Origin of the sequence: Sulfurimonas sp. (assembly GCF_023229105.1) — a bacterium.
Classification (GTDB): domain Bacteria; phylum Campylobacterota; class Campylobacteria; order Campylobacterales; family Sulfurimonadaceae; genus Sulfurimonas.
On record NZ_JALNZY010000027.1, the window covers coordinates 1 to 24,317 of the forward strand.

Below are 24,317 nucleotides of genomic sequence, written 5' to 3' on the forward strand. Positions count from 1 at the left end.
TTCTCGCCTTTTGCTAGGAGTCCCAAAGAGATGTTGTCTATAACATTTTTCCATGGCAAAAGCCTCGCCTCTTGAAAAGCAAATGCGCTGCTTGAAAATGTGTTTATAACACTTCCCTCTTGAACATCTAGCAAATCAGCACATAGATGCAGGAGTGTTGTTTTTCCGCCGCCGCTTGGACCCACTATGGAGAGAACTTCGCCTTTGCCTAGCGTAAAGTTTATATCTCTTAGAATTTCTGTAAAACCAAAATGATGATTTAGTTTTTTAACTTCTAATCTCTCCATAGCTCAACCTCTCTTTTTATCGGCTCTAAGATTATGTACTCAATAAACATAAGCGAAGCTACCATAGTTACGACTATAGCAAGAGCCGTAGGAGTGTCTAGTTGACTTCTAGCAACCGCAAGTGAAGCTCCGATGCCATCACTTGTCGCTAAAAGTTCCGCCATTATTACTATCTTCCATGCCATGCCAAGACCGCTGACCCATGCGGGAAAAACATAGGAGAAGATGTGTGGAAAATAGACATCAAAAAAGCGCATATACCATGGGAGGTTGAAACTCTCTGCCATCTCTTTTAAGTCGCCATCTAGCGTTCTTGTTCCTTGAAGTGCACCGACAAAAATGATAGGAAAGGAGGCGACAATTACCGTAAATATAACAGTTTCATCGCCCATGCCAAACCATATCATCGCAAGAACAATCCAAGCAATCGGAGGCATCCCGACAAGTATAGTTACAATAGGGCGGCTCATCATGGAGGCTGTTGCAAAAAAACCGGCTAAAAGTCCAAGAGCAGTTCCAAAAAGAAGTGAAATGCTAAAACCAAAAGAAGCCCGATAAAGTGTGGTATTTATCTCTCTTAGCACGCTATCATCATGAAGCATTATGTTTAGCGTTTTAAAGGTCTGTAGCGGAGAGGGAAGAACTAAATTGCCATAAACTTGATTGCCCACATCCCAAAGAGCAACGAAGAGGAGGATAGAAGCTATCGCGCCCCAGCCACTCCAAAGAAATGCAGGAAAATCTTTTAAAATCTTAAGTGCAAATTTCATATATTAAAATTTATAATAAAAATTATCATCTGGGAGCTTGCCGCCGATGCTTTTTGGATCTTCTTCTTTTAAGATATTAAAGAAAAATTCCAACTCTTTTTTTGCTTCAGTAGCCGTTACGCTTTTGAGCCTTACATGTGCGATGGAGTCGCTTATGGCATCCTCATTTAACATATCAATCGTTTTTGCAACAAGTTTGCCCGCTTCTTTAGGGTTTGTTTTATACCACTCTAGCGATTTTGCATACTCTTCTTGAAACCTTTTTATTAAATGCGCATCCTTTATATGCCCCATAACTGCAATACCGGCTTGAGGAATATCTCCAGAGTTGTCAAAAACTTCTCCCCACTCCTTTTGCAAATCAACACTTCGGTATAACTCAGGAGCAACTATGCTAATAGGAAAAGATTTTGTTTTGCGAAGCGCCATAGAGATTGCCGGTTCAGCTAAAAGCGAGTGATCTATTCTTCTCATGATAAGCATCTGCATAGCATCTATCGGGTTTGCAACATAGACGAGTTCAAAATCTTTTTGTGGGTCTAGCCCCTCTTTTTTAAGAAGTTGTTTAAAGACAATATCCGGCATGTCGGCACGAAATGGAATAGCAATTTTTTTGCCTTTAAAATCTTTGAGAGATTTAAGTGAATCATCACGGCTAATCATACCAAGAATCCCCCAAACAGATACATTAAGAAGCTTTATGTCAACGCCTTTGTTGTTTAAAATCGCCGCAGTATTTGTAGGGATAGCCACAAAATCGACATTGCCTCTAATCGTCATGGCACGAAGTTCATCGGGATTTTTCCAAAGCTTAAACTCTATCTTGTCTGCTACATCGCTTAGTGCATTTGTCTCAATCATGTGTAAGATAGGATGCGAAACAGATGCAAAAGGACCAGATACAACCAGCTTTTGTAGTTTCTCAGTACCATAAAGAGCCGTTGCAACAAGCGTTAACGATAAAAAAGTGGATATAAAAAGTTTCATCTTCATCCTTATAGGGTAAATTTATAGTATTGTACAATAATGATATCAATTATCATTGACTTTAATCAATTTTAAAAAACATATCCAATGCGCAGAATAAATCTTTTTTTCTCAAGCGGTTGGTACTCTTTTAAGTCATAATGAGCCAAAAAGGAGATTCCTGCCCCGACGTGAATTTTAGGCTTGCCAAAAGGTAAAAATTCGATTTGCGGTGTTATGTAGCCAGTGCTTCCGCTAAAAGCTTTAAAAGGCAACATAGAGCGAAGTTGCGCGTTCGTATCTTCTCCCATCTCCGTTTTAGTATTGTACTTAAAATTGTATTCAAGTCCAATATTTATCTGTTTTGTTATCGATTTTACGCCTGAGAAATCAAGTGCTATCTCATCCCCAAAATCATACTTATTGTTCGCTTTTGGTCTATAAGTGTACATGGCATGTGCATCGAGCTCTAAAGTCTCATCTACTATTTTTGTCACTCCTAAGCCGAGAATGTACTCAAACTCACCCGTTCCCATTTGCGTTGGCATTGGAGTATTTTCTCCATTTGCAGCTGCAGGAGCTATATCAAAAGAGCCGTTTGTAGCACCTGTTGGAAGTTTCACACCGCCATCAATCCCAAGCTCAAAACCACTCTCATTCATAGTGACAAGTACATGCCTTGCCCCTAAGATAATATCTCCCAAGCCTTTGTTGTTTATTCCAACAGCATTTGTTCCCAGAGTGGCAGTTGCTTCTATGTTTTTATAAGGAATAATTACTCCTACTGTTGTGCTTTTGCTTAGTCCATAGTGTAATCCAACAAGCGTTATATTTGCTGTTGCATCTAAGTTTTCTCTATTTTGAACCTCACTTGAGCCATTAAACATGCTGCTTCTTTTAAAATTTATATGTTTAATCTCCATCTTAAGTTTCCCCTCGGGTAAAACCATTCCGCCGCCCTTTGAGTTTATTGCAGGGATGATATCCGCACTGATTAAGAGAGGCGTTATCAAAAGCGAAGCAAAAAGTCTAGTTTTCATTTTATTCTCCTTATTATTAATGATATTCATTATCAATGTGGTAGTTTAGTGAAAAGTTACTTAATTAAATATAAATATTGATATTCATTCTCAAAGATACTGATTTAACAAGATTAAGATAAAATTTCATCATGAATTTAAATGAATATAAAAAAGCCGTAGAGCTTTTAAATCTCTACTCATACCACTACTATGTTCTTGATGACCCCATTACTACTGATGAGGTTTATGACAGGCTTTATCATGAAGTCTTAGAGTATGAAGAGAATAACAAAGAGGATATTTTAAAAAATTCTCCCTCGCAAAGAGTAGGAGATATAGTCTCTGATGGCTTTATTAAGGCTTCGCATCTTAGCCGCATGTGGAGTTTAGAAGATGTTTTTGACTCTGATGGTTTGCAAAAATGGCTTATAAAGACATATAAGTTAGACTCTAACATCTCTTTTTATTGTGAACCAAAGTATGACGGTGCGAGCTTAAATCTTATTTACGAAAACGGGGAATTGACTCAAGGCATAACTCGTGGAGACGGAAGTGTGGGCGAGTTGATAACGCAAAATGTTAAAACTATTCGTTCAATTCCTCTTGCGGTTGAGTATAAAGAAAAAATTGAGATTCGCGGGGAAGTGGTACTCTATAAGGATGAGTTTGAGAAGATAAATCATGAAAGATTGAAAAAAGGCGAGGCTGTATTTGCAAACCCTAGAAATGCGGCAGCGGGGAGTTTAAGACAGCTAGACTCAAGCATCACCGCTTCAAGAAATCTTGTGTTTTTGCCTTATGGTGTCGGAGAGAATACGCTTGAACATAAGCTTTTAAGCCAGAAGATGGAATATATCTACTCTTTAGGATTTAAAAAACCGCCTCTTAGAGCTACATGTAAGAACTTTGACGAGATAGAAGCAGTGTATCAAGAGATGAATAAAAACCGTGATAGCTATGCAATGATGCTAGATGGCATGGTTATAAAAGTAAACGAGATAGCCGCACAGATAGATATGGGTTATACCGTTAAAAACCCACGTTTTTCAGTTGCATACAAATTTCCAGCAGTTGAGAAGATAACTACCGTTAAGGAGATAATCCTTCAAGTAGGACGAACAGGTGCTGTTACTCCTGTTGCAATAGTAGAGCCGACAAATATTGATGGCGTTATAGTTGAGCGGGCAACTCTGCATAATTTTGATGAGATTCATAGGAAAGATATCCGCTTAAACGACAAGGTAATTATCCTTAGAAGCGGTGATGTTATCCCTAAAATTATAAAAGTTTTAACACATGAGAGAGATGGAAGTGAGGTTGAGTTTGAGAGACCGACAACTTGCCCAGTATGCGGCAGTGAGCTTCTAGACGAAGGTGTGCTTTTAAAGTGTCAAAACCTTACATGTGAAGCAAGAGTTATAAACTCAATAATCTATTTTGCTTCAAAACCGTGTCTAAATATTGATGGCTTAGGCTCTAAAATAGTTGAAGCGCTTTTTGTTTCGGGCTTAGTGAAGAGTGTGCTTGATTTGTTTGACTTAACTCTTGAGAAACTCTTAACTCTTGAAGGTTTTAAAGAGAAAAAAGCACAAAATCTGCTTGATGCTTTGGAGAAAGCAAAAGGGTGTGACTATTGGCGATTTCTTAACTCTCTTGGGATAGAGCATATCGGAGAGGTTGCGTCAAAAACTATAAGTGCGCAATTTGGAAGCGGTTTTATAGATGCCACAAAAGATGAAATAGTCGCATGTGATGGCGTGGGCGAGGAGATGGCGGAGTCTCTTTTAGAGTTTATAAGGGTAAACAGAGGAACTATCCTAAAACTTCAAGATATACTAAAACCGCTTGAGCCGCTACAAAGGCAAGAGGCAAAAGAGAACCCTTTTAAAGGCAAAAGCGTAGTTCTAACTGGAAGCATGAGCGAGTCAAGAGACGTTATAAAAGAGATGCTAGAGGCACATGGAGCAAAAGTGGTAAGTTCAGTTTCTAAAAAAACTGACTTTGTAATTTACGGCGAAGATGCGGGAAGCAAGTATGATAAAGCTATGGATTTGGGCGTAGAGTGCCTAAGCGAAGATGAAATGAGAAAAAAAATTGAGTAGATTAGATAACTATCTGGTAGAAAACGGTCTGTGTGAGAGCAGAAACAAAGCGCAAAGCATTATAAAAGAGGGGCTTGTAAGCGTAAACAACGAGCAGATAATCAAGAGTTCATTTAAGTTAAAGCAAAGTGACAAAGTAGCTGTAAAAGAGTACAAAGAGTATGTCTCCCGCGCCGCTTTTAAACTGAGTAGCTTTTTAGATGAACTAACGCTTGATTTAAAGGACAAAACAGCGCTCGATATAGGCTCCTCAACAGGTGGGTTTACGCAGGTTCTTTTAGAGAGTGGCGTTAGCGAAGTGACTGCCGTTGATGTAGGGCGAGAACAGTTACATGTAAGTCTGAAAAATGATAGCAGAGTTCACTCATACGAAGAGTGCGACATAAGAGAGTTTGAGAGTGACAAAGTATTTGACATAGTCGTGAGCGATGTCGCTTTTATCTCTCTGCTTCACATCTTGGATGCCGTGGATAGACTCTCAAAAGATAAGATAATCCTGCTCTTTAAGCCACAGTTTGAGGTTGGACGAGAAGCAAAAAGAGATAAAAACGGTGTTGTAACCGATGAGAAAGCGGTAGTGCAAGCTATGGTAAAGTTTGAAGATGCATGCAGTTTAAAAGGGTGGAAGCTTATACAAAAATCTGCTTCAAAGCTAACCGGTAAAGAGGGTAATTTGGAGTATTGTTACTTTTTTGAGAAGTAAAACATAACAAATTGCAATACTTTTTGAGTCAATTTATTTAAAAAGTTATAATGCCTAAAATGACTGTTAAAGGGAAAAGCGATGAAACCGTGACAAATTGTCACACTTTTTTTAAATTATGTTAGCATAAGCCTCAATAAAAGGAGTAAATTAAACCCTCGTTGCTTAAGATTACAATTCGTAATTTTTTTTACGAATTTCTGCCGAATTTAACTCCGCCGTTGACAAGAAGAAAACAATAAAACTTTTACTGAATTTATTGATGTTTAAAACTATAACTGGAATGACCCCAAATTTATAGACAGAAACATTATGTGGCTAAATTTTTATGTCATAATGCATTGATTTAATACTTAAAAAATAAACCACGGAGATAATAAATGAACAGTTTTGCAGTAGATGTCATCGGCATTGTAGGTGTTGCCATCGTTGTAGTGACCTATTTTTTACTGCAGAGTGAAAAAATAAACTCAAAAGGCTTTTTATACTCATTTGCTAACGCCTTTGGTTCCTTACTTGTTCTGTATTCACTGTTATATAACTGGAACCTTGCCTCTTTTATCATAGAGTTTTTTTGGATTCTAATAAGCTTATATGGGCTTAAAAAATGGTACAGAAACAAAACACAAAATGCCTCTTCCTCTCCTTTTAATGATAAAATATAGACCTTTTTGATAAAATTTCGTATAAAGAAAAGAAGCTATTACAGCAAAGAGGAAAAAGATTTGAAAAATAGCACATCAATAGCTATAGGCGGGTTTGACGGGATGCACATAGGTCATCAAAAACTCTTTAGCGCACTTGATAAAAGTAGCACTATAGTGGTTATAGAAACAGGTTACGCAAATCTTACTCCAAAAAAAGAGAGAGAAAATTTTTCGCACTTTCCCATACTATATCTGGAGTTGGATAATATACGCCATTTAAGCGGGGAAGAGTTTATATCTTTCTTGAGGAATAAATTTCCAAAGCTTAAGAAAATAGTAGTAGGATATGATTTCCACTTCGGTAAAGATAGAAGATACTCTTTTTGCGACCTGAAAACTCTTTTTCTAAAAGAGGATGAAGATGGAGTTGTTGAGGTGATTGATGAGGTAACGCTTCACGGTGATTCTGTTCACTCGCACAAGATAAGAGCAAAGCTTCAAATCGGTGATATAGAGGGTGCTAACGCTTTTTTAGGGCATAACTATACTATAAAAGGTAAAGTAGTGTCAGGGCAGGGCATTGGCAAAAAGGAGCTTGTTGCAACTATAAATATAGAAGCAAAAGAGTTCTTGATGCCAAAAGAGGGTGTTTATGTAACGCTTACGAGAATTGATGATGAGGAACACTTTCATCCTTCGGTCTCTTTTGTAGGTCACAGAGTAACGACTGACGGCAGTTTTGCGGTTGAGAGTCATATACTTGATGGCGAAGTTTTATGCAAAGAGAGAGCTAGCATTAGTTTTGTTAGTTTTATTAGAGAAAACCAAAAGTTCGATTCTATGGCAGAGCTTAAATATGCAATAAAAAAAGATATTGCTACCGCTTCAAAGGAGCTAAAATTTCTACAATTATAAAAGAGCTAGATAGAGAATATCTACATAGCACACAGGACATAGATTTTAAATTTTACCAAAATGAGAAAGATTTTATTGTCGAGGAGATTCCCACAGAAGAGTTTTTAGGCAGAGGAAACTACCTCATTTTAAAGGTACAAAAAGTTGAACTTACAACATGGGATATGATTGCCATCTTTGCTGAGCATCTTGTGATTCCTGCTCAAAAGATTGGCTATGCAGGGCTTAAAGACAAGCATGCGACAACTACGCAGTACATATCTGTTGAGACAAAACATGAATATACGCTTAAAAAATTTCAGCATAAGCAGATTAAGATTTTAAGCATGACGAGGCACTCCCACTCTATCAGAATGGGAGATTTAAAAAGCAATAGGTTTAGCATAAATCTTTATGAGGTTGATTCTATTGATGCTGGAAAGATAGAAAAAACTGCCAGAAAAATAGCTAAAAATGGACTTCCAAATTACTTTGGTTACCAGAGATTTGGACGTGATGCAAGCAGTATAGAGCAGGCAAGAGAGATGATAAAGGGTGAGCTTTTTATTGAAGATGCGAAGCTTAAGAGCTTTTTAGTTTCTGTTTATCAAAGTTACTATTTTAATGAGTGGCTAAGAGAGAGAGTGATGCTAAGCAAAGAGAGCCAAAGTTCAGAGTTTGTTCTTCTTAGCGGCGACGTTTACATCGCAAAGGATGGCAAATTATCCACTCCAAAGCTGATTCCTTCTAAAGAAGTTGCGGCTAAAAAATTGGTACCCACAGGATTGCTTTGCGGCAGAGATGTTTTTCGCGCAAAGTATGATGCGGCAGAGATAGAGAAGAAGTATGATGATGAGTTTTTACAGCAAAAAGGGCAAAGACGTGAAGCTCTTGTATCTCCAGCTGATATCGACTGCAAATATGTTAAAAAAGAGACCATGCTAAATATATCTTTTACAATGCAAAAAGGTGCTTATGCTACCGTATTTTTAGAGAGCATTGCAGGGAAAAACTACAGTGCAAAAGATGTAAAACAGGGCAAAAGTAAAAAAAATAGATAAAAAAAATTTTGTATTATAAGAGTTTAATTAAATATTTACTATAATCACACAATTTTTACGAGATAGGGAGTACAACTATGGGTGAATTATTCACATTTTTCGGTCTAATTTCTCACGACAAGACCTTTATATACATGACGCACATGCTACTTTCAGCCGGCATTGCTTTGATGCTTGTTAAAATGGCTATGTCAAACTTAAAAGTGGTTCCAACAGGGACTCAAAATGTAATGGAGGCGTATATTTCAGGCGTTCTTAAAATGGGAACGGATGTTATGGGTGAGGAGAATGCTCGTCGTTACCTTCCTCTTGTTGCAACTATTGGTCTGTTTGTAGGTATTGCAAACTTGATAGGTGTTATTCCTGGATTTGAAGCTCCTACTGCATTTTTAGAGTTTGCGTTTACTCTTGCGCTTTCTGTATTTATCTACTACAACTATGAGGGCATTCGCCGTCAAGGTGTTATAAAATACTTTAAACACTTCTTAGGACCTGTTTGGTGGTTATACTGGTTGATGTTCCCTATTGAAATAGTCTCTCACATCTCTCGTTTAGTATCTCTAAGTTTTCGTCTTTTTGGTAACGTTAAGGGCGATGATATGTTCTTGATGGTAATTCTTATGCTTGCTCCATGGGTCCTTCCGTTGATTCCTTTTGCCCTTCTTACATTTATGGCATTCTTGCAAGCATTTATCTTTATGATGCTTACGTATGTTTATCTTGGTGGAGCGATAGCTGTTGATGATCATTAACAGCTAGAAAATATGCAAAAAGAAAAATTTGATAAAATTATAAGCTTTTTGCTTGGAGCATCATGGGCGATAGTCATATTTGGTGCTCTTATTACTTTTAAACTCTTCTCTGCCTTTGGGTATTCTCTTGCTTTTTTTATAACTGTAGCTTTTATTGTTGTCTCATTTTTTCTTATTTTAGCGCTTGACGCATTTTCTATAAATAGAGAAAAACTTTATGAAGCAAAAAAACAGACTGAGCTTTTAAAACAAATCTACGCCAAACATACAAAATAGATAAATTTTGAGTAACCTATGTTCAGATTGTCTGAATTTCTATAGTATGGAGTTCTTAATTGTTTGCTGTTTATGAAACTTAAAAGCATAAAGTAGGTAAAATCACTCATTATTTATATATTTTTTATTTAAGGAAAACTATGTTTGAAGTAGTTATCGGACTGGAAGTTCACGTTCAGTTAAACACCAAAACTAAACTATTTTGCTCGTGTCCTACGAGTTTTAATCACAGACAAAATACAAATACATGTCCAACATGTTTGGCACTCCCGGGGGCTTTGCCTGTTTTAAACAAGGAGGTGCTTAACAAGTCCGTTATGTTTGGCACAGCAGTTGATGCAACAATTAATCAAATATCCTATTTTGACAGAAAAAGCTATTTTTATCCTGATAGTCCATCTGCTTATCAGATTACGCAACTCTATACTCCGATAGTCGAGCATGGAAAACTTCGTATTGATTTTCTCGAAGAGGGTGCACAGCACCAGAAGAGTGGCTCTCACAAGGTAATCCGTATAAATCGTGCTCATATTGAAGCTGATGCCGGAAAAAATATTCATGACGGTCCTATCTCAAAAGTTGACTTAAATCGTGCGGGAACACCTCTTTTAGAGATAGTTAGCGAGCCTGATATGAGAAGTGCCGAAGAGGTAACGCTTTATCTTAAAAAACTTCACTCTATTATTCGCTACCTTGATATCGGTGATGCTAACATGCAAGAGGGTTCATTTCGTGTTGACGTAAACGTCTCTATCCGTCCAAAGGGTGATGAGAAACTCTATACTCGTGTGGAGATAAAAAACATCAACAGTTTTAGATTTATCCAAAGAGCCATAGAGCTTGAAGTAGCACGTCAAAGTGAGGCTTGGGAAGATGGTGTTTATGAGAGGGAGATAGTTCAAGAGACTAGACTTTTTGATCAAGTAAAACAAGAGACTCGTTCAATGCGTGGAAAAGAAGAAGCGGCGGATTATCGTTATTTTCCAGAGCCGGATTTATTAAAGGCAGTAGTAACTGATGAAATGATGCAAGAGTTTAGCAAAATTCCAGAGCTTCCAGATGAGAAGATGGAGCGTTTTGTTAAAGAGTACGGCATGAGCGAGTATAACGCTATTGTTGTGACATCTTCTTTAGAGATGGCACACTTCTTTGAAACAATGATGCAAGAGGGCATAAGCGCTAAAAATGCTCTTACTTGGCTTACTGTTGAGCTTCAAGGCAGATTCAAAGGGGAGATAAATGTATCAAACTCTCCTGTTGATGCTAAAAAACTAGGATATTTGGTAAAAAGAATAGAAGATGGCACTATAAGTGGAAAAGCTGCTAAAGAGGTGCTTGACTATCTTATGCAAAATAGCGTTGATGTTGATGCTGCGATTGATTCTCTAGGGCTTAAGCAAGTGAGTGATACAGGTGCGCTTGAAGCAATATGTGATGCAATCATAAGTGCAAATCAAGAGAAGGTAGCTGAGTATAAGAGCGGAAAAGATAAACTTTTTGGTTTTTTTGTCGGGCAGGTTATGAAAGAGTCCAAAGGAAGTGCAAACCCACAAAGCGTAAATGAGATACTAAAAACAAAGTTGGGGTAATAATCGTAGGGCATGAAAAAGATATATGAGAGTTTGAAAAATAGGGAGTAGATGTGACTAAAGTAGGAGTAATAGGAGCAGGAAAATGGGGAACGGCTCTAGCTTTTGCGCTAAGTGAGAAGTGTGAAGTTTTTATAACCTCAAGAACACCTCGGGATATGAAAAACTTTGTCTCACTCCAAGAGATTTTAAAGCTGGAGTATTTGATAATAGCCATTCCCGCGCAGCAGATCTCATCATGGCTTGAAGATAACTTTGTGTACGACAATCAAAAAATATTGGTTGCAGCTAAAGGTATAGAAGCAAAAACAGGAAAGTTTTTAAACGAGATATATGCCGATTATGTTCCTGCTAGTAATATAGCTTTTTTATCCGGTCCCTCTTTTGCTGCAGAGGTTATGAAATCCCTACCCACGGCACTTGTTCTAAATTCAAAAAATGAAGAGCTAAGTAAAAAATTTGCCTCCTTTTTTCCATCATTTATAAAAACATACATCTCTACTGATGTAGCTGGGGCAGAGGTTGCAGGAGCTTATAAAAATGTCATAGCTATAGCAGCGGGCATTTGTGAAGGGTTAGGACTTGGTAAGAATGCAGCAGCTGCGCTTATCTCAAGAGGTCTTGTTGAGATGCAGAGATTTGGAACAGAGTATGGTGCAAAAGATGAGAGTTTTATAGGGCTTAGCGGAGCAGGGGATCTTTTTCTAACCGCATCATCAACTATGAGCAGAAATTTTCGAGTAGGTTTGGGAATAGCTAATGGTAAATCCAAAGAGCAGATTATAAAGGAACTAGGAGAGGTCGCCGAGGGAGTTGGAACCACGTACGCTCTACATAAAATAGCTAAAGAGAAGAATCTATATCTTCCAATAGCCAGAGAAGTTTATAATATGCTAGAGGGTATAGACCCGCATGTGAGCTTGAGTAACTTTCTTGCAAGCTAAAAACTTCAAAAAGGTTATTAAGACTTCTCTTTTAAAATATACTCAGAGATAAGTTTGATTTCATCCTCTGTTACTTTGTCTTTTTGTGAGGGCATAACTCCAAATTTTTCTTTTGTCTCTTTTGGAAAAAGCATTTTATCTTCATCAGGATTTAGGGCATAGTCAATTAAATACTTTATTCTATCTTCGTTTTTTTCATATCTTAGATTAGCTTTTTTAGCAATTGCCCAATAAGGCGGCGCTTTCATATTTTTTAACTTCTCTTTTGTTATAGCACCCATAAGATGACAGCTTCCGCATTTTTGATTTGCCAACTCTTCCGCACTTTGAGATGCAAAAAGCATATTTGAAGTAGATAAAATCAAACATATTACTAATATTTTTTTCATAAAAACACCTTTATATAAAACTAGATAATCACAACTATAACATATAACTATTGAAACTTTATATACAAAGTTGTAAAAATCATAAATTAAGAGCAAAATGATAAAATACAAAAATTAAATTTAAAAGTGTAGATAAAATATGCAAAAACCCAAAGAAGATTTAAAAAAGATAGGCATTGCAATTTTTATAGCTCTTCTCATCTTTGCCTTCTCTTTTAGCATCTTTAACTTTATACAGGCTTCACTTTTAGGGCTTGTAGCTTTTATGGTTGTTCTTTGGACTAATGAGGGACTGCCTCTTGGTGTCGTCTCCCTACTACCGATAGTTCTGTTTCCCTCTTTTTCAATTCTTGACACAACACAAACGACTCTTAACTATGCAAATCCCATAATATTTCTATTTTTTGGAGGTTTTTTGCTTGCTGTTGCGGTTGAGAAAACAGAGCTTCACAGATGGATAACCAATAAGATGTTTACCGTCTTTCCATCGACTCCAAAAGGGATAATATTTTCACTTGTAATTACCTCGGGACTACTAAGTTCACTTCTCTCAAACACCACAACAACGCTTCTTTTGATGTCAATCGCTCTTTTTATCACCGAAGATACAAGACTTAAGATGAGATTTGCTCTTGCAATAGCTTACGGTGCGAGTGTAGGCGGGATTTTAACTCCAATCGGAACGCCGCCAAATCTTATTTTGCTAGGATTTATGCAAAAGAGTGGCATTGAGGCTATCTCCTTTTTACAATGGATGTTAATGGTTGCTCCGCTAGTTTTTATGATGTTCTTTGTGGTTGCATCTCTACTTAGTATCGGGGTTAAAGATATTACAATAACGCTAGATAGCCAAAAAAAAGAGCTTAGCATTGAGCAGAAAAAAGTCCTTTTTTTAATCGGGGGAGTAATTTTGTTACTTCTTTTAAATGCCTCCTTTAAGCCTTACTGGAGCGGGCTTGGATTAAATGAGAACGGTATTTTACTCTCAGCGGGACTTCTGCTTTTTGCTCCTCCTCTTAGCATACTTGAGTGGATGGATGATAAAGCGAAGATACCATTTAGAATCATGTTCTTGTTTGGGGCAGGTTTTTCAATTGCAACTGCTTTTAGTGCTACCGGCTTGGCGGATGAAGTCGCTTCCTATCTGATTGTTATGACACAGTTCCATCCTATTTTGATAATATTAAGTGTGGCGATGTTGATTACTTTTACAACAGAGATAACGTCAAATACAGCTCTTATATCGGTAATGCTTCCAGTTATTTATGCAGTCTCACAGCAGAGTGGACTTAATGCATCTCTGTTTATGATGGTAGCTGCTGTTTGTGCAAGCTATGCCTTTATGCTTCCCATTGCCACTCCTCCAAATGCTATAGCCATGAGTAGTGGAGCTGTAAGTGTTAAGGATATGGCAAGATATGGAATTATCTTAAATTTTATAGGGATTTCTTTAGTAGTCATTATCGCAGAGTTTTTTTGGAAAGGATTTTTTTAAGAGTCCCTGTTTTTATATATGCTGTAAAAATCTTTTAAAATAAGTCCTGCTGTAAAAAACCATAACATATTTAAGATGTAATTTTCATTTAGACCATTGTTATAAAGATATGGAAACAGCAAAAAAAATGGCCATTTGAAGAAGTAAAAAAACAAAATGCCGCTTCCGTAAAGCTCTCTTAAAATTCTTTTCATAAAGCTATTTTATCCTTTTTACTGATGTTACACAATAAAACGAACACGTCCGTTTTATTGGCAGGGACTAAAGTCCCTACAACCCCCTAAAGCTACGAAAACTTTGTTTTTCGAGAATTATAAAGTAGTTTATACACTTTTTAGGTAGAATTTCACAAAAAAAGCAGAGGTTTTGTATGATTGTACATATAGTGATGTTTAAATTTAAAGATGAAAACAAAAGCTCAAATATAGCAGAAGTTACAAAGAGACTCAATGCTTTGCCCGAACTTGTTCCCTCGCTTAACTCTATGGAAGTTGGCATAAACTTTACAGTATCCCAGAGGGCCTTTGATCTCTCTTTATACGCAACATTTCAAACAAAAGAGGATTTGGATGCTTACGCAATCCATCCTGAACATATAAAAGTAGTAGAGTTTATAAAAGACGTAACATTAGAGTCAAAAATAGTGGATTATATTTTATAGCAAAAAGTAAATCTAGGAGAAGTATAAGCAGAAAATATTTTCTTCATCTTTATGTAAGTAGCTCAAGGAAAAATTATGTTTATCTATAATTTTACTTACAATACTAAGACCAAGTCCAAAGCCGTCTCTTTGTGAGAGCTCCTGCGTAAATGGTTTTAGGTAGTAATCAAGCTCTTTTGAGAGTTTTTTGCCTCTGTTTATAATATATATCTTTTGCTTAGAAACTCTTAGTATAATTGGCAGTTCGGTGGCATATTTTAGCGCATTGTCCACTAAGTTTTTAAGTGCAATGGAGAGATAGTGCAGGTCGGCTTCTATTTTAAAATCATCTTCTATCTCAAGTGTGATGTTTGACTCCTTATCTATATAGAGCTTGCTGAGTGCCTCTGTTATGAGTGTCTCAGCACTAAAAGTTGAGATATTTAGCTCTGTAGAGTTTAGCTTCTCTAGCTCTATTAGCTCATTTGTTAAAATCTCCAAATCCAAAAATATCTTTTTGAGCAACTCTTTTTGCTCTATATCTTCTATTTTTTCGATGACAAACTTCCCCTTTGCTATGGGAGTTCTGAGTTCATGCCCTATGTCTCTTAGTAGCTCCTCTCTGCTTTTTATCAACCCTTCTAAAGATGCTGCCATTGTATTAAAAGTATTTGAGAGTGTTCCCATCTCATCATTAGAGACTATATCTATTCTGCTGTTAAAATTTCCGCTTGAGAAATTTTCAATCTTTTTTGTAATTTTTTTAAGTGGAGAGAGAAGTTTAAGTAGATACAAAAATATAAGAAACAAAACTATGATATCTAAAAATATAAGAGCGTTTAGCTTAAATTTGTCATTTATATTCTCTTCGTTGGGTGTCCTTAGCGTATAGTTTTCATCAAGAAAGTTTATCTCTATGATAAATTCATCTTCAAAAGAGGCTTTTTTTATTGAGATAAAACCAAAAGTATGTTTCTCATAGTAGAGAAGTTCTCTGCTCTTTTCATCTTGAGCCTCAACTCTTTTTAGGTCATATTTGTTGATTAGGCTCTCGACTCTGTCTTTGTTGTCAATATTTTGAAATATCTCGTTTGAAATTTTTAGGTATTTATCTTTTATCAAATCATCTACTCTTTTGGAGTTGATGGCATCAATCCAAAACCCTATAATGCTCATAAGAGTAAAGCTTATTAAAAAGAGTATCGATATTTTTTTAACTATTGACATCTCAGCTCACAAACTTATAGCCAATGCCCCAGACGGATTTGATGTATCTGGGCTCTTTTGAGTCGTCACCTATCTTGCTTCTTATATTGCTTATGTGCGTATCAATTGTTCTGTTTTTTGTGTTCTCATTTAGGGAAGTTGCATTTAAAATCTGCTCTCTTGAGGATATTTTATTTCTGTTTTCTACTAAAAATATAAATATTTCAAACTCTATTTTTGTAAACTCTATAGAGTAGTCACCAAGCAAAACCTCTCTGTTTGCTTTGTCAATAGTAAACTCCCCTATTGTAGTTTTGGACTCTAGAGTCTTTTTTAGTATATGCTCTATTCTTAAAACCAGCTCTCTTGGCTCATAAGGCTTTGCCAAATAATCATCAGCGCCCAAGTCAAAACCGTGTATCTTGTTTCCAATATCTCCTCTTGCCGAGGAGATGATAACAGGAATATCAGATATGCTTTTAATACGTTTTAAAACATCAAAGCCGTCAATATCAGGAAGCATCAAGTCTAAAATAACAATAGCGTAAGAGCTATTTTTCTCAAGCTCCGCTATTGCATCAAGCGGATGTGCAAAGGCATAGCAGATAAAGTTATACTCCTTTAAGTATTCCGTTATCAAACTTTGCATTTGCAGGTCATCTTCTATAAGTAAGACCTTTTTATTCAACTCTCCACTCCCGTAAATAGTATGAAAACCTCGCTCTTTGTGAGGCTGATAATATAGAGTGAATCTCTTCTAATGTGTCAATCTCTAACTCAAGTGCCTTTTCATCTATCTCTTTGACAATATTTTCATACTCTTTTTTGTCGAACTTCTCCTCTTTGATAAGCTCTTGGAGTTTTTTCTCTTTTTTGTCCTTTTTCTTATAAAATTTTTCGTACTTTTTTCTGTAATCTATCAATATCTCTTTCATCTCTTTATGTTGATGCTCACTTAGGTTTAAATAGTCTAGGTTTTTATAAATATGGTTTTTCTTCTGTTCATGTTCATCATCTGCCAAAAGCGAAAATGAGAGAAACAGACTACATATAAGCACGAATATTTTTAATTTTATCATCTTCAATCAATCCTTTTTCTATATCGCTATGACACGCTTTGCAGTTAGCTTTGCTTTTAACATCAGCATGTTCAAAAATTTCTTTTGAGATATTTTTATGCTTATTTTTCCAAAAATTTGTGTGGGTTATTGCTATTATATCTTTATTTTTTATCGAATTCAAAATTTTAACACTTGCCTCCTGAGTTGAGGTCTCAGCACTATTTTTCACTAAAAAATCTAAAATATTTATGTTATCTTCTTCATCTAAGGAAGCATCATCTCCAAAATGGTTCTCTAAGTCGCTCATTAAAGTTATCCATGATTTTTTTGGCAGCGTATGCGGTGGATATAGTGTATGGCATGAGCCACACTCTTTAACAAAAAGCGCATTTTGTTTTTTATAATCCACGCTCTCATAGCTCGAAGCAATTAATGGGTTGGATGGAGTTGTAAGATTATAAATCAAAAAAGCAATAAATATAACCAAAAATAGCACAGCTAGAAGTTTTTGAAAAATATTTAACTTGATGCTCTCATCCTCTTTCGTCACTTTATATCCGCTAAATATAGAGTTTAGCGTCTCATGTTTTGCATGAAGGACTCTATCGCTTAAGATACCCAGTAGATGTGCAGCTATTAGAGCAATCAAAACTCCGGATAAAAACTCATGTATATCTTCAAATAGTTCCATCTCCTTAAAAAAGCTACTATTTAACGAGGAGAGCAACCCTTTGCCTTCTTGAATGCCAAGTGTTAAAATACCTGTGATTATAATTAGAAAAACTACTATAAATATGCCAATCATCACATAAGATGCAATAGGATTATGTCCTATATACTTCTGTTTAGAGTTAAAAATATTTACTATAAACTCTTTTACATCTTTCATGGACATTGGAAAATCTTTAAATTTTGAATATTTTGGACCAAGATAGCCCCAAAAAAATCTAAAGATTAAAAGAGTTAAAATCCCATAACCGATTAGCGCATGATAATTTAGTAACTTATCATCATCCGTTAAAAAGGCAAGTAGAATTAGCACTACAAAGAGCCAGTGAAAGACTCTAGTAGGAAGCGACCATATATAAGACTTCATTGTAGTATCTCCTTAATCTTCCCATCTTCCAAAATTTGGAATTAGAATATCTTTCTCGCTGTATATACCTTTTTGCGCTGTGGTATGACATGCTGTGCAGTTAAATATCCCTTTTACCTCTTCTTGTATTATAAAATCTTCTCTTATATCTTTATGCTTTTCAATCATATATGGAGTTTTTGATATAGAGTCTGCAACTTCTCCCACTCTTAGGCTATTTACAATTCTAGCACTTCTTTTGTAGTTCATAAATTTTTCAGCACTATTTTTATTTAAATACTTAGATATAGAGTCAAAATCCTCTTTTGCTAAAGAGGCATCAGAACCAAAGTGATTCTCAAGATTTGACATCATCTTCTGCCAAGCGTTTGACGGAAGAAGCCCGGGTTGATATGCAAAGTGACATGCGCCACACTCTTTTACATATAGCTTATCCGTTGCCGCAGCAACACCTTTTTTATCGTAACTTGATGCTAAAACTACACTCGCTAGTGCTGCTAATAAAATTAATGACTTCATCTTTGACTCCTTATTTGTTGATGATGTATGTTACTACATCACCTTTTTCTTGGGTTGTTCCCTCACGGTTATAGACATCATTGAAATTTCTTCTTAGCCATTTCTCGATTGTCTTAACTTCGCTAAACCTCTTTGGGTTTGCTTTAGGAGAGAGCGGTTCAATCTCCTTTGCAGTAAAAAAATTCTTACTGGTTTTGCTGAAATCCTCTCCATGACAAGATACGCAGGAGACCTCTTTGCCTTTTTTCCCGATATGCTTTGAGGTAAAAATTTCCTCGCCTCTTTTTAAATCAAATCCACTAAAACTTGGATTTTCAATTTTTGCCTCTTTGGTAAGAGTGTTTAAATACTCATCTACAACCGAAGCAGAGGAGATAGTTAAAAACAAAAACAGAGCAAATATGAGTTTCATTTTTTCTTCCTTTATTTGTATATGCCAGAAGTATAAAAGGATAGTGTCAATTATTTATGTTGAGTTTCTTGATAGTTTCTTGACAATTGATGAGGGAGAAGAGTGGTTTATTATATCTTGGAGTAGATAAAACCTTATGCATGTTAAAAGTATGGCATGCACGAAACGTGTTTTATCTCTCTTTTTTTACTTTAAAAATACTCGATTAAAGCTTCTTTATCTACATATTTCGTTTTAATATTTAGTATCTCTTTATCTTTGAAAAATTTCAGTATTCTTGAGAGAGTCTCTGGGGAAACGCCTAATATCTCTGCTATTTCTATGTTTTTAGTTTCAAAGAAGTCTTCTGAATGATTGTAAATATATTTAGCGACCCTCTCTCTTGAGTCAAGGACTAGGTTTGTAGATATTATATTTTCAAGATTTTTAATCTTTCTTATTAAAGATGTTTGAATATTAAATGCCATATTTGGATTTGAAAAAATAATATCTTTTAATTTTTCAAAATCTATTTTTAACACCTCTACATCACTATATGCTTTAGCAGTTGCCGGATAAGGAATGTTCTCAAAATTTGCAACTTCCCCAATGAGTTCATTATTATGAAAATATTTTAATACTATCTCTTTATGATTTGAAGATGTTTTATAGAGCTTTATAACACCTTTTGTTAAAAGATATAGGTGTTTTGGACTATCACCTTCATAAAAGACAATGCTATTTTTAGAAACCTTATGCTCTGTTGTAAAGGTTTCTATTTTTTTTATTGTCTCCTCATCTATATTCTGAAAAAAAATTGTATTTTTAATATAACTTTTCATTTTTTTAAATTAATACCCTTCAATTTTCAATACTCTTTTTACTGCCTCATCATAGCTTATAAATTCTTTACCATCTTTTGTGGATTCTTTTGATTTATACCCGCTAAAACCGTAACCCATCGGGGTAATGTTCTCAGTTGCGTAAAATGCTTTTCTTGCATCTATCCACTCTCCTGTTATTGCATCAGTAATCAAGATTTCAACGGTGTCTTTATACTCTATGTTTTCTTCTTTAAACCATAATACCATACATCCGATATCATCAAATTTAAATACTCTTTGCGTATTAGGATCTTTAAGTTGTAAGGTGTTTTTTCTATCACTTAAAACCATAACACATCTAGCGCACATATCTCTATCCCAATGAACTTTTGCAGGACCTTTGTCAACTTCTTTTTCGCAACCTAAAAAGATAAGCATAAACAATGAAAATAGAACTACCTTAAACTTCAACATATACTTCCTTATAAAAAAACACCATTTTTTATGTAGTACAAAGCTACATATAATGAGAGCAATATAACATAAACAGAGTTAAAAAAAAGTGATATTTTATAGCTTCTGTTTGACTCTTTTACAAACCCCAGCGCCAAGCCCTGAAAGGTACCCATAAAAAGCAAAAAGTAGATAAGATAACCGACATAGTAGTAATCGCCTTGTAGAAAACAAAATGGGCAGTGATGAGATGGAAGCTCATAAATATAGGTGCCGAAAAATAAAATAAGTGACACAAGCGAAACTGGGATAAAAATAATATTTGCCAGGCTAAAAAGGTATCTGTTTTTAAAAATATAAAATATAAACATTACTAAATAGTTTGTATAAAAAATACTAAGTAAAATAGAGTGATCTAAAGTAAAAAGTGTTGATATTGCAGAAGTTGAAGAACTAGAGTAGATGCTGCCGCAGCAGCTTACCATTTTATCGATTTCTATGCTTTGAAACATTGTAAATTCTAAGACTATTTCGACCATTAAAAAAAGAAAAAATAGAATAAAAAGTCCAAATTTTAACTTTGTGTAAGGCTGGTTTTTACTTAGCATATCTTGATTATGCAACTTTAACCAATAGGCAAAGAGATATAAATTTATGATTTTTAAAATAATCAGATATGTCCCTGTTTGTGTCGCATCTACGACTCCCGCAGCACACATAGCACCTGTAATAACATTTGATATCTTATCAAGCGCAAAGATAAAAAACAAAAACAGAGGCACTTTTATGCTAAATATATATTTTATGATTGTTGAAGCTAAAAAACTCTGTTTTTCTAGTTCATACTGCGTAGCAGAAGTGGAGTTTATATTCCAATTTAAAAATATTTTTACACTTAGTACAAACGCAACAATAGCAAAGAGCGCAAAAAGCGTGTTTAAGATAAGTATGGTTAAAACTTCAGGAGTAAAGAGCATTAGAGAATCGTTCCTTGATATATCTCAATCTCTCTATCGACAAAATCAAGTCCGAAAAAAAGCGGGTCATGTGTTGCTACTACTATCGTTTTTCCTTCTGCTTTTAGCTCTCTTAGCATCTGTATAAAATGTAGAGAGAGTTTTTCATCCAGATTTGCCGTAGGCTCATCTGCTAAAATAATCTTTGGATTATTTATATTTGCTCTAGCAATGGCAACTCTTTGTTGCTCGCCTCCTGAGAGATTTTTAACAATCTGATGCTCCTTATGCTCAATATGAAACATTTTTAAAACTCTTAAAAGTTTCTCCTCAATCTCTTTTTCACGCAAATTTATGGGAACAAGCGGCAAAATAATATTCTCTTTCACGCTAAGAGAAGGTATAAGATTGTACTTTTGAAAAACAAACCCTATAGAGTGTCGTCTATATTCAGATGCAAAGTTGTCTGGGAGTTTTGAAATTCTCTCTCCATCAACTATTACCTCTCCGCTTGTGGGTTTACTAAGTGCGGCAATAAGCGAAAGAATGGTGCTTTTTCCGCTTCCACTTGCACCTCTTAGCACTACAAGTTCACCCTCTTTGATATGTAAGTTAATACCTTTTAGTGCCGTAACTGTGTCTTGCGCATTTACCTCATACTGCTTGAGTATCTCTTTTAATTCTATCACTATCTTATAACCTCATCTGCTTCAAGTGTGGCACTTCTCCATGAAGGAATAATTGTTGCCGCTATATAAATAGGAACACTAAGAAAAAATATAAGTGCTAATGTCTGCATATCAAGCACAAAGGGAAGCGTAAAAGAGGTTTTAAGCTGTGAGTATCCTGTAAAAATATTTTGTAAAAGAGGAGCATTGAGTATATATACAAATGCCAGTGCGAAGATAATTCCAATAACATAAGAGAAAATTGAGACGATAAACCCCTCATAAAACTTCTCCTTTAAAACATCATCAACTCTCCAGCCAATAGCCTTGAGTATTCCTATCTCTCTCTTTTGCTCGCTGCTTAGACCGCTTGTTTTATCATATATAATTATGAAAAAAGTAAATATTGAGACAACAAAAAGCGCTAAAAAAATCCCACTCTTATAATCAAAAATATTTTGATAACTGATTTTAAGGTCATCTTTTGTAATGACTCGGCTGTCTGGATACATAAGTTTTATCTTTGAAGCAATGGTGGCAATCTCATTGTGATTTGCAACTTTTACAACTATATCAGTAGCTTTTTTTGCATCAATATCAAAAATCTCTCTAACAAGCTCTTTGCTCATAACTATTACATCATTTGACTCTAACTCCGTATCTGCCTTAAATACGCCGCCTATCGTTATTTTTTTAAGTGTTCCGTCGGGTTTTATAAAATTGAAATACTCTTTGTAGTAGTTATCATCCATAATTTTTTTAACACCCTCTCCAACTATCATGGATGCGTTATTATCAAAATTTAGTTTTTTTGCAACTTTTTGAAGACTATTTTTATATTGTTCCTCATACTCATTTATGCCAACGATACTAAAGTTTACACCAGCATTTTCAAAGTAGTAATATCCCCAGACTCTAGCAACAACACTCTGCACCCCTGTAATTTGTAAAATTTTATCAGCTACACTCTCGTCTATGTCATAGTGTCGGCCTGCTTTTATCTTTTGAACTGTTATCTCAGGAAGAGATTCAACTGTAGCTTGAAGTTCATACTTTATAGAATTTGTTATAAAAAATAGTGAACTTAGTAAAAAAACAAGCAGAGTTAAGATAGATGCTATAAAAAAAGTTTTATATTTTTGACGAAGTAGAGAATTTATAGCATATTCGACTATATATATGTTAATTTTATTTTTCATTTGTACTCTTTAAATTTATTATATTTGAGTGGGAAAAAATATAGGTTGAGGCGAAGTACTCTCTTAAACTTCCATCATCTTTATAGATTGAAAAAAGATCGCTTAAACTTCTATGCCTTACATAAGTTGCTTCTGTTGAAATTGCTAAATCCGGAAGCCTTAGCAACTCAACAAGCTCTCTTTTAGCTTCATAGCTCTCTTTATTCATACTTTTAGTAGCATAAAGAAAACTTATTTCGGCAATAAAAAGAGTAGCTAGAGTAAAAAAAAAGTAAAATAAAAACTTACTTTTTTTAGTCATCTAATTTTTGAACCTCTTTTAGATTAATCTCTTCAAACTTCAATACTTTAAAACCTTTATGGTCCATACTGAAATTTTTAGCTTCACTTTCATTTTTAAATGGGATAAGTTCATGTCCCATAGGTCCATAAACATCGCTTCCTATTACATAGTAAGCTTTTGTAGCATCTATTGCTTTTTGGGAATAGTAGTCACTTACTAGCATTTTTGAGATACCATCTTTATTATCAAAATAGTAATTCATCATATCTTTTACACCGTCAAATGAGTAATGTTTTTCACCATAAAATATCTGTGCAGCCCATTTTGGATATTTGTACACAAACATACCGCAAATTGGACATTTTTCATCTTCAGCAACGTGTATATACTCTCCGCCTTTAGCATCACCAAATCTTTTTACTTCCCAAAGATATAAAGAGAGTGCTTGAAGTTGTGGCTCTTGAAGTTCCCCACAAAGATTTTTCTCTTTTATCCCAGCTTTTAGTTCGTTTATCTCAAGGTAAGCATTGATATCTAAGTTTTGTTTACATTTTTTCTCAAAGATGTTTTTACCCATAGGGTACATTTTTTTCTCTTTATTGTTTTGAACCATTTGTATATCAGAGCTGAGTGAATCTTGAGCCATTTTTAGAGTAGTTTTAAAATCAACAATCTTTCCTCCATGCTCATCACTAAAAGCTTCAGCCGCTTTTTTATCTGCAAAAGCCAATTTACTAACTTTTGTCATAGTTCCTTGAACATCTGAACCGACTACATAAAATGCACTATTGGCATCTATAAGCTTTTGAGATGTTACATCAACAACTTTTATATCATCAAGATTTATATCGTGCTCTTTCATATCAACAGCCAAACATCTTATAGAGCAGTATTGTCTCTGTTTGTCATCATGAATTTTTGAAGCATGGGAAGTTTTATAAAACATTCCTATTTTCATCCCGCATACAGGACACCACTCTTTTTGTGAACCTTTTTGAACCAACTCCGGCTTAATAGTCGCAGCTTTTGTAAACTCCTCTGCAGCTAAACTTGATAAACTCAAAAATAGAGTCATTGTAAAGATTAAAATATATTTCATAGTAAACTACCTTTTTCTTTTTCCT

General features: G+C 35.2%; 30 protein-coding genes. 11 read left to right on the forward strand and 19 right to left on the reverse strand.

The annotated features are described in order from the left end of the window. The 4 genes from M0Q17_RS05190 to M0Q17_RS05205 all read right to left on the reverse strand — a co-directional run. Positions 1-287, reverse strand: a 287-nt coding sequence (locus M0Q17_RS05190; RefSeq protein ID WP_295084083.1) for an ATP-binding cassette domain-containing protein, incomplete at its 3' end; no start/stop codon positions are given. Next, entirely contained in the window at positions 275-1,057 is a 783-nt protein-coding gene (locus tag M0Q17_RS05195) for an ABC transporter permease subunit (RefSeq protein WP_295084085.1), read from the reverse strand. The genes M0Q17_RS05190 and M0Q17_RS05195, both read right to left, overlap by 13 nt. A 3-nt stretch (positions 1,058-1,060) precedes the next feature. Beyond that, a complete protein-coding gene (locus tag M0Q17_RS05200) occupies positions 1,061-2,044 on the reverse strand; it encodes an ABC transporter substrate-binding protein (protein ID WP_295084089.1) in 984 nt (327 codons plus the stop codon). A 71-nt stretch (positions 2,045-2,115) separates the two neighbouring features. Beyond that, on the reverse strand, positions 2,116-3,063 hold the full coding sequence (locus tag M0Q17_RS05205) for a transporter (protein WP_295084092.1): 948 nt from the start codon (positions 3,061-3,063) through the stop codon (positions 2,116-2,118). Between the two features lie 131 nt (positions 3,064-3,194). Here M0Q17_RS05205 and ligA point away from each other — a divergent pair, with 131 nt between their 5' ends. The 9 genes from ligA (at position 3,195) to M0Q17_RS05250 (ending at position 12,013) form a co-directional block, all read left to right on the forward strand. After that, positions 3,195-5,147 (forward strand): NAD-dependent DNA ligase LigA, encoded by a 1,953-nt coding sequence (gene ligA / locus M0Q17_RS05210; protein WP_295084095.1) that lies wholly within the window; start codon positions 3,195-3,197, stop codon positions 5,145-5,147. Continuing rightward, on the forward strand, positions 5,140-5,850 hold the full coding sequence (locus M0Q17_RS05215; RefSeq protein ID WP_295084098.1) for a TlyA family RNA methyltransferase: 711 nt from the start codon (positions 5,140-5,142) through the stop codon (positions 5,848-5,850). Before ligA ends, M0Q17_RS05215 begins: the two co-directional genes overlap by 8 nt. Positions 5,851-6,230: 380 nt before the next feature. Then, positions 6,231-6,515, forward strand: a complete 285-nt coding sequence (locus tag M0Q17_RS05220) for a hypothetical protein (RefSeq protein ID WP_295084101.1) — start codon at positions 6,231-6,233, stop codon at positions 6,513-6,515. Between the two features lie 60 nt (positions 6,516-6,575). After that, positions 6,576-7,412 carry a bifunctional riboflavin kinase/FAD synthetase gene (locus tag M0Q17_RS05225; protein ID WP_295084104.1) on the forward strand — a complete coding sequence of 279 codons (837 nt, stop codon included), beginning with the start codon at positions 6,576-6,578 and terminating at the stop codon, positions 7,410-7,412. Then, the gene (locus M0Q17_RS05230; protein ID WP_295084164.1) at positions 7,409-8,452 is read left to right on the forward strand and encodes a tRNA pseudouridine(13) synthase TruD; all 1,044 of its coding nucleotides are present in this window, start codon (positions 7,409-7,411) and stop codon (positions 8,450-8,452) included. Before M0Q17_RS05225 ends, M0Q17_RS05230 begins: the two co-directional genes overlap by 4 nt. A 77-nt stretch (positions 8,453-8,529) precedes the next feature. Next, on the forward strand, positions 8,530-9,204 hold the full coding sequence (locus M0Q17_RS05235; RefSeq protein ID WP_295084107.1) for a F0F1 ATP synthase subunit A: 675 nt from the start codon (positions 8,530-8,532) through the stop codon (positions 9,202-9,204). Positions 9,205-9,216: 12 nt separating this feature from the next. Beyond that, positions 9,217-9,480, forward strand: coding sequence for a hypothetical protein (locus tag M0Q17_RS05240; protein ID WP_295084110.1), 264 nt, complete (start codon positions 9,217-9,219; stop codon positions 9,478-9,480). Positions 9,481-9,620: 140 nt separating this feature from the next. Next, positions 9,621-11,069, forward strand: a complete 1,449-nt coding sequence (gene gatB / locus M0Q17_RS05245; RefSeq protein ID WP_295084113.1) for an Asp-tRNA(Asn)/Glu-tRNA(Gln) amidotransferase subunit GatB — start codon at positions 9,621-9,623, stop codon at positions 11,067-11,069. 53 nt (positions 11,070-11,122) lie between these two features. Then, entirely contained in the window at positions 11,123-12,013 is an 891-nt protein-coding gene (locus tag M0Q17_RS05250) for an NAD(P)H-dependent glycerol-3-phosphate dehydrogenase (RefSeq protein WP_295084116.1), read from the forward strand. 17 nt (positions 12,014-12,030) lie between these two features. On the opposite strand, the gene M0Q17_RS05255 is transcribed toward M0Q17_RS05250, so the two are convergent. Then, positions 12,031-12,402, reverse strand: a complete 372-nt coding sequence (locus M0Q17_RS05255; protein WP_295084119.1) for a c-type cytochrome — start codon at positions 12,400-12,402, stop codon at positions 12,031-12,033. Between the two features lie 139 nt (positions 12,403-12,541). On the opposite strand from M0Q17_RS05255, the gene M0Q17_RS05260 reads away from it, so the two are divergent. After that, positions 12,542-13,897 carry a DASS family sodium-coupled anion symporter gene (locus M0Q17_RS05260; RefSeq protein WP_295084122.1) on the forward strand — a complete coding sequence of 452 codons (1,356 nt, stop codon included), beginning with the start codon at positions 12,542-12,544 and terminating at the stop codon, positions 13,895-13,897. Here the strand turns inward: M0Q17_RS05260 and M0Q17_RS05265 are convergent. After that, positions 13,894-14,091 carry a hypothetical protein gene (locus tag M0Q17_RS05265; RefSeq protein ID WP_295084126.1) on the reverse strand — a complete coding sequence of 66 codons (198 nt, stop codon included), beginning with the start codon at positions 14,089-14,091 and terminating at the stop codon, positions 13,894-13,896. The genes M0Q17_RS05260 and M0Q17_RS05265 overlap by 4 nt on opposite strands. 176 nt (positions 14,092-14,267) lie before the next feature. Between M0Q17_RS05265 and M0Q17_RS05270 the strand changes: the two genes are divergently transcribed. Next, complete coding sequence (locus M0Q17_RS05270; protein ID WP_295084129.1) at positions 14,268-14,558, forward strand: Dabb family protein; 291 nt, start codon at positions 14,268-14,270, stop codon at positions 14,556-14,558. A gap of 12 nt (positions 14,559-14,570) precedes the next feature. Here the strand turns inward: M0Q17_RS05270 and M0Q17_RS05275 are convergent, their stop codons facing one another. The 13 genes from M0Q17_RS05275 to M0Q17_RS05335 all read right to left on the reverse strand — a co-directional run bounded on the left by M0Q17_RS05275 (position 14,571) and on the right by M0Q17_RS05335 (position 24,292). Continuing rightward, positions 14,571-15,764: an ArsS family sensor histidine kinase gene (locus M0Q17_RS05275; RefSeq protein ID WP_295084132.1), complete on the reverse strand. Its 1,194-nt coding sequence runs from the start codon at positions 15,762-15,764 to the stop codon at positions 14,571-14,573. Position 15,765: 1 nt separating this feature from the next. Continuing rightward, a complete protein-coding gene (locus tag M0Q17_RS05280; RefSeq protein WP_295084134.1) occupies positions 15,766-16,431 on the reverse strand; it encodes a response regulator transcription factor in 666 nt (221 codons plus the stop codon). Continuing rightward, positions 16,424-16,822, reverse strand: a complete 399-nt coding sequence (locus M0Q17_RS05285) for a hypothetical protein (RefSeq protein ID WP_295084136.1) — start codon at positions 16,820-16,822, stop codon at positions 16,424-16,426. Before M0Q17_RS05285 ends, M0Q17_RS05280 begins: the two co-directional genes overlap by 8 nt. Continuing rightward, positions 16,788-17,900, reverse strand: coding sequence for a cytochrome b/b6 domain-containing protein (locus M0Q17_RS05290; protein ID WP_295084139.1), 1,113 nt, complete (start codon positions 17,898-17,900; stop codon positions 16,788-16,790). The genes M0Q17_RS05285 and M0Q17_RS05290 overlap by 35 nt, the downstream gene beginning before the upstream one ends. A 12-nt stretch (positions 17,901-17,912) precedes the next feature. Further along, positions 17,913-18,419 (reverse strand): diheme cytochrome c, encoded by a 507-nt coding sequence (locus M0Q17_RS05295; protein ID WP_295084142.1) that lies wholly within the window; start codon positions 18,417-18,419, stop codon positions 17,913-17,915. A 10-nt stretch (positions 18,420-18,429) separates the two neighbouring features. Next, entirely contained in the window at positions 18,430-18,831 is a 402-nt protein-coding gene (locus M0Q17_RS05300; RefSeq protein WP_295084145.1) for a DUF1924 domain-containing protein, read from the reverse strand. Between the two features lie 191 nt (positions 18,832-19,022). Then, positions 19,023-19,652 carry a Crp/Fnr family transcriptional regulator gene (locus tag M0Q17_RS05305; RefSeq protein WP_295084147.1) on the reverse strand — a complete coding sequence of 210 codons (630 nt, stop codon included), beginning with the start codon at positions 19,650-19,652 and terminating at the stop codon, positions 19,023-19,025. A gap of 9 nt (positions 19,653-19,661) precedes the next feature. After that, positions 19,662-20,108, reverse strand: a complete 447-nt coding sequence (locus M0Q17_RS05310) for a hypothetical protein (RefSeq protein ID WP_295084150.1) — start codon at positions 20,106-20,108, stop codon at positions 19,662-19,664. A gap of 8 nt (positions 20,109-20,116) precedes the next feature. Beyond that, positions 20,117-21,064 carry a hypothetical protein gene (locus M0Q17_RS05315; RefSeq protein WP_295084152.1) on the reverse strand — a complete coding sequence of 316 codons (948 nt, stop codon included), beginning with the start codon at positions 21,062-21,064 and terminating at the stop codon, positions 20,117-20,119. Beyond that, positions 21,064-21,732, reverse strand: coding sequence for an ABC transporter ATP-binding protein (locus tag M0Q17_RS05320; RefSeq protein ID WP_295084154.1), 669 nt, complete (start codon positions 21,730-21,732; stop codon positions 21,064-21,066). Before M0Q17_RS05320 ends, M0Q17_RS05315 begins: the two co-directional genes overlap by 1 nt. Further along, positions 21,732-22,910, reverse strand: a complete 1,179-nt coding sequence (locus M0Q17_RS05325; protein WP_295084156.1) for an FtsX-like permease family protein — start codon at positions 22,908-22,910, stop codon at positions 21,732-21,734. Before M0Q17_RS05325 ends, M0Q17_RS05320 begins: the two co-directional genes overlap by 1 nt. Then, on the reverse strand, positions 22,900-23,211 hold the full coding sequence (locus M0Q17_RS05330) for a hypothetical protein (protein ID WP_295084158.1): 312 nt from the start codon (positions 23,209-23,211) through the stop codon (positions 22,900-22,902). Before M0Q17_RS05330 ends, M0Q17_RS05325 begins: the two co-directional genes overlap by 11 nt. After that, entirely contained in the window at positions 23,204-24,292 is a 1,089-nt protein-coding gene (locus M0Q17_RS05335; protein ID WP_295084161.1) for a nitrous oxide reductase accessory protein NosL, read from the reverse strand. Before M0Q17_RS05335 ends, M0Q17_RS05330 begins: the two co-directional genes overlap by 8 nt. Positions 24,293-24,317: the final 25 nt, after the last annotated feature.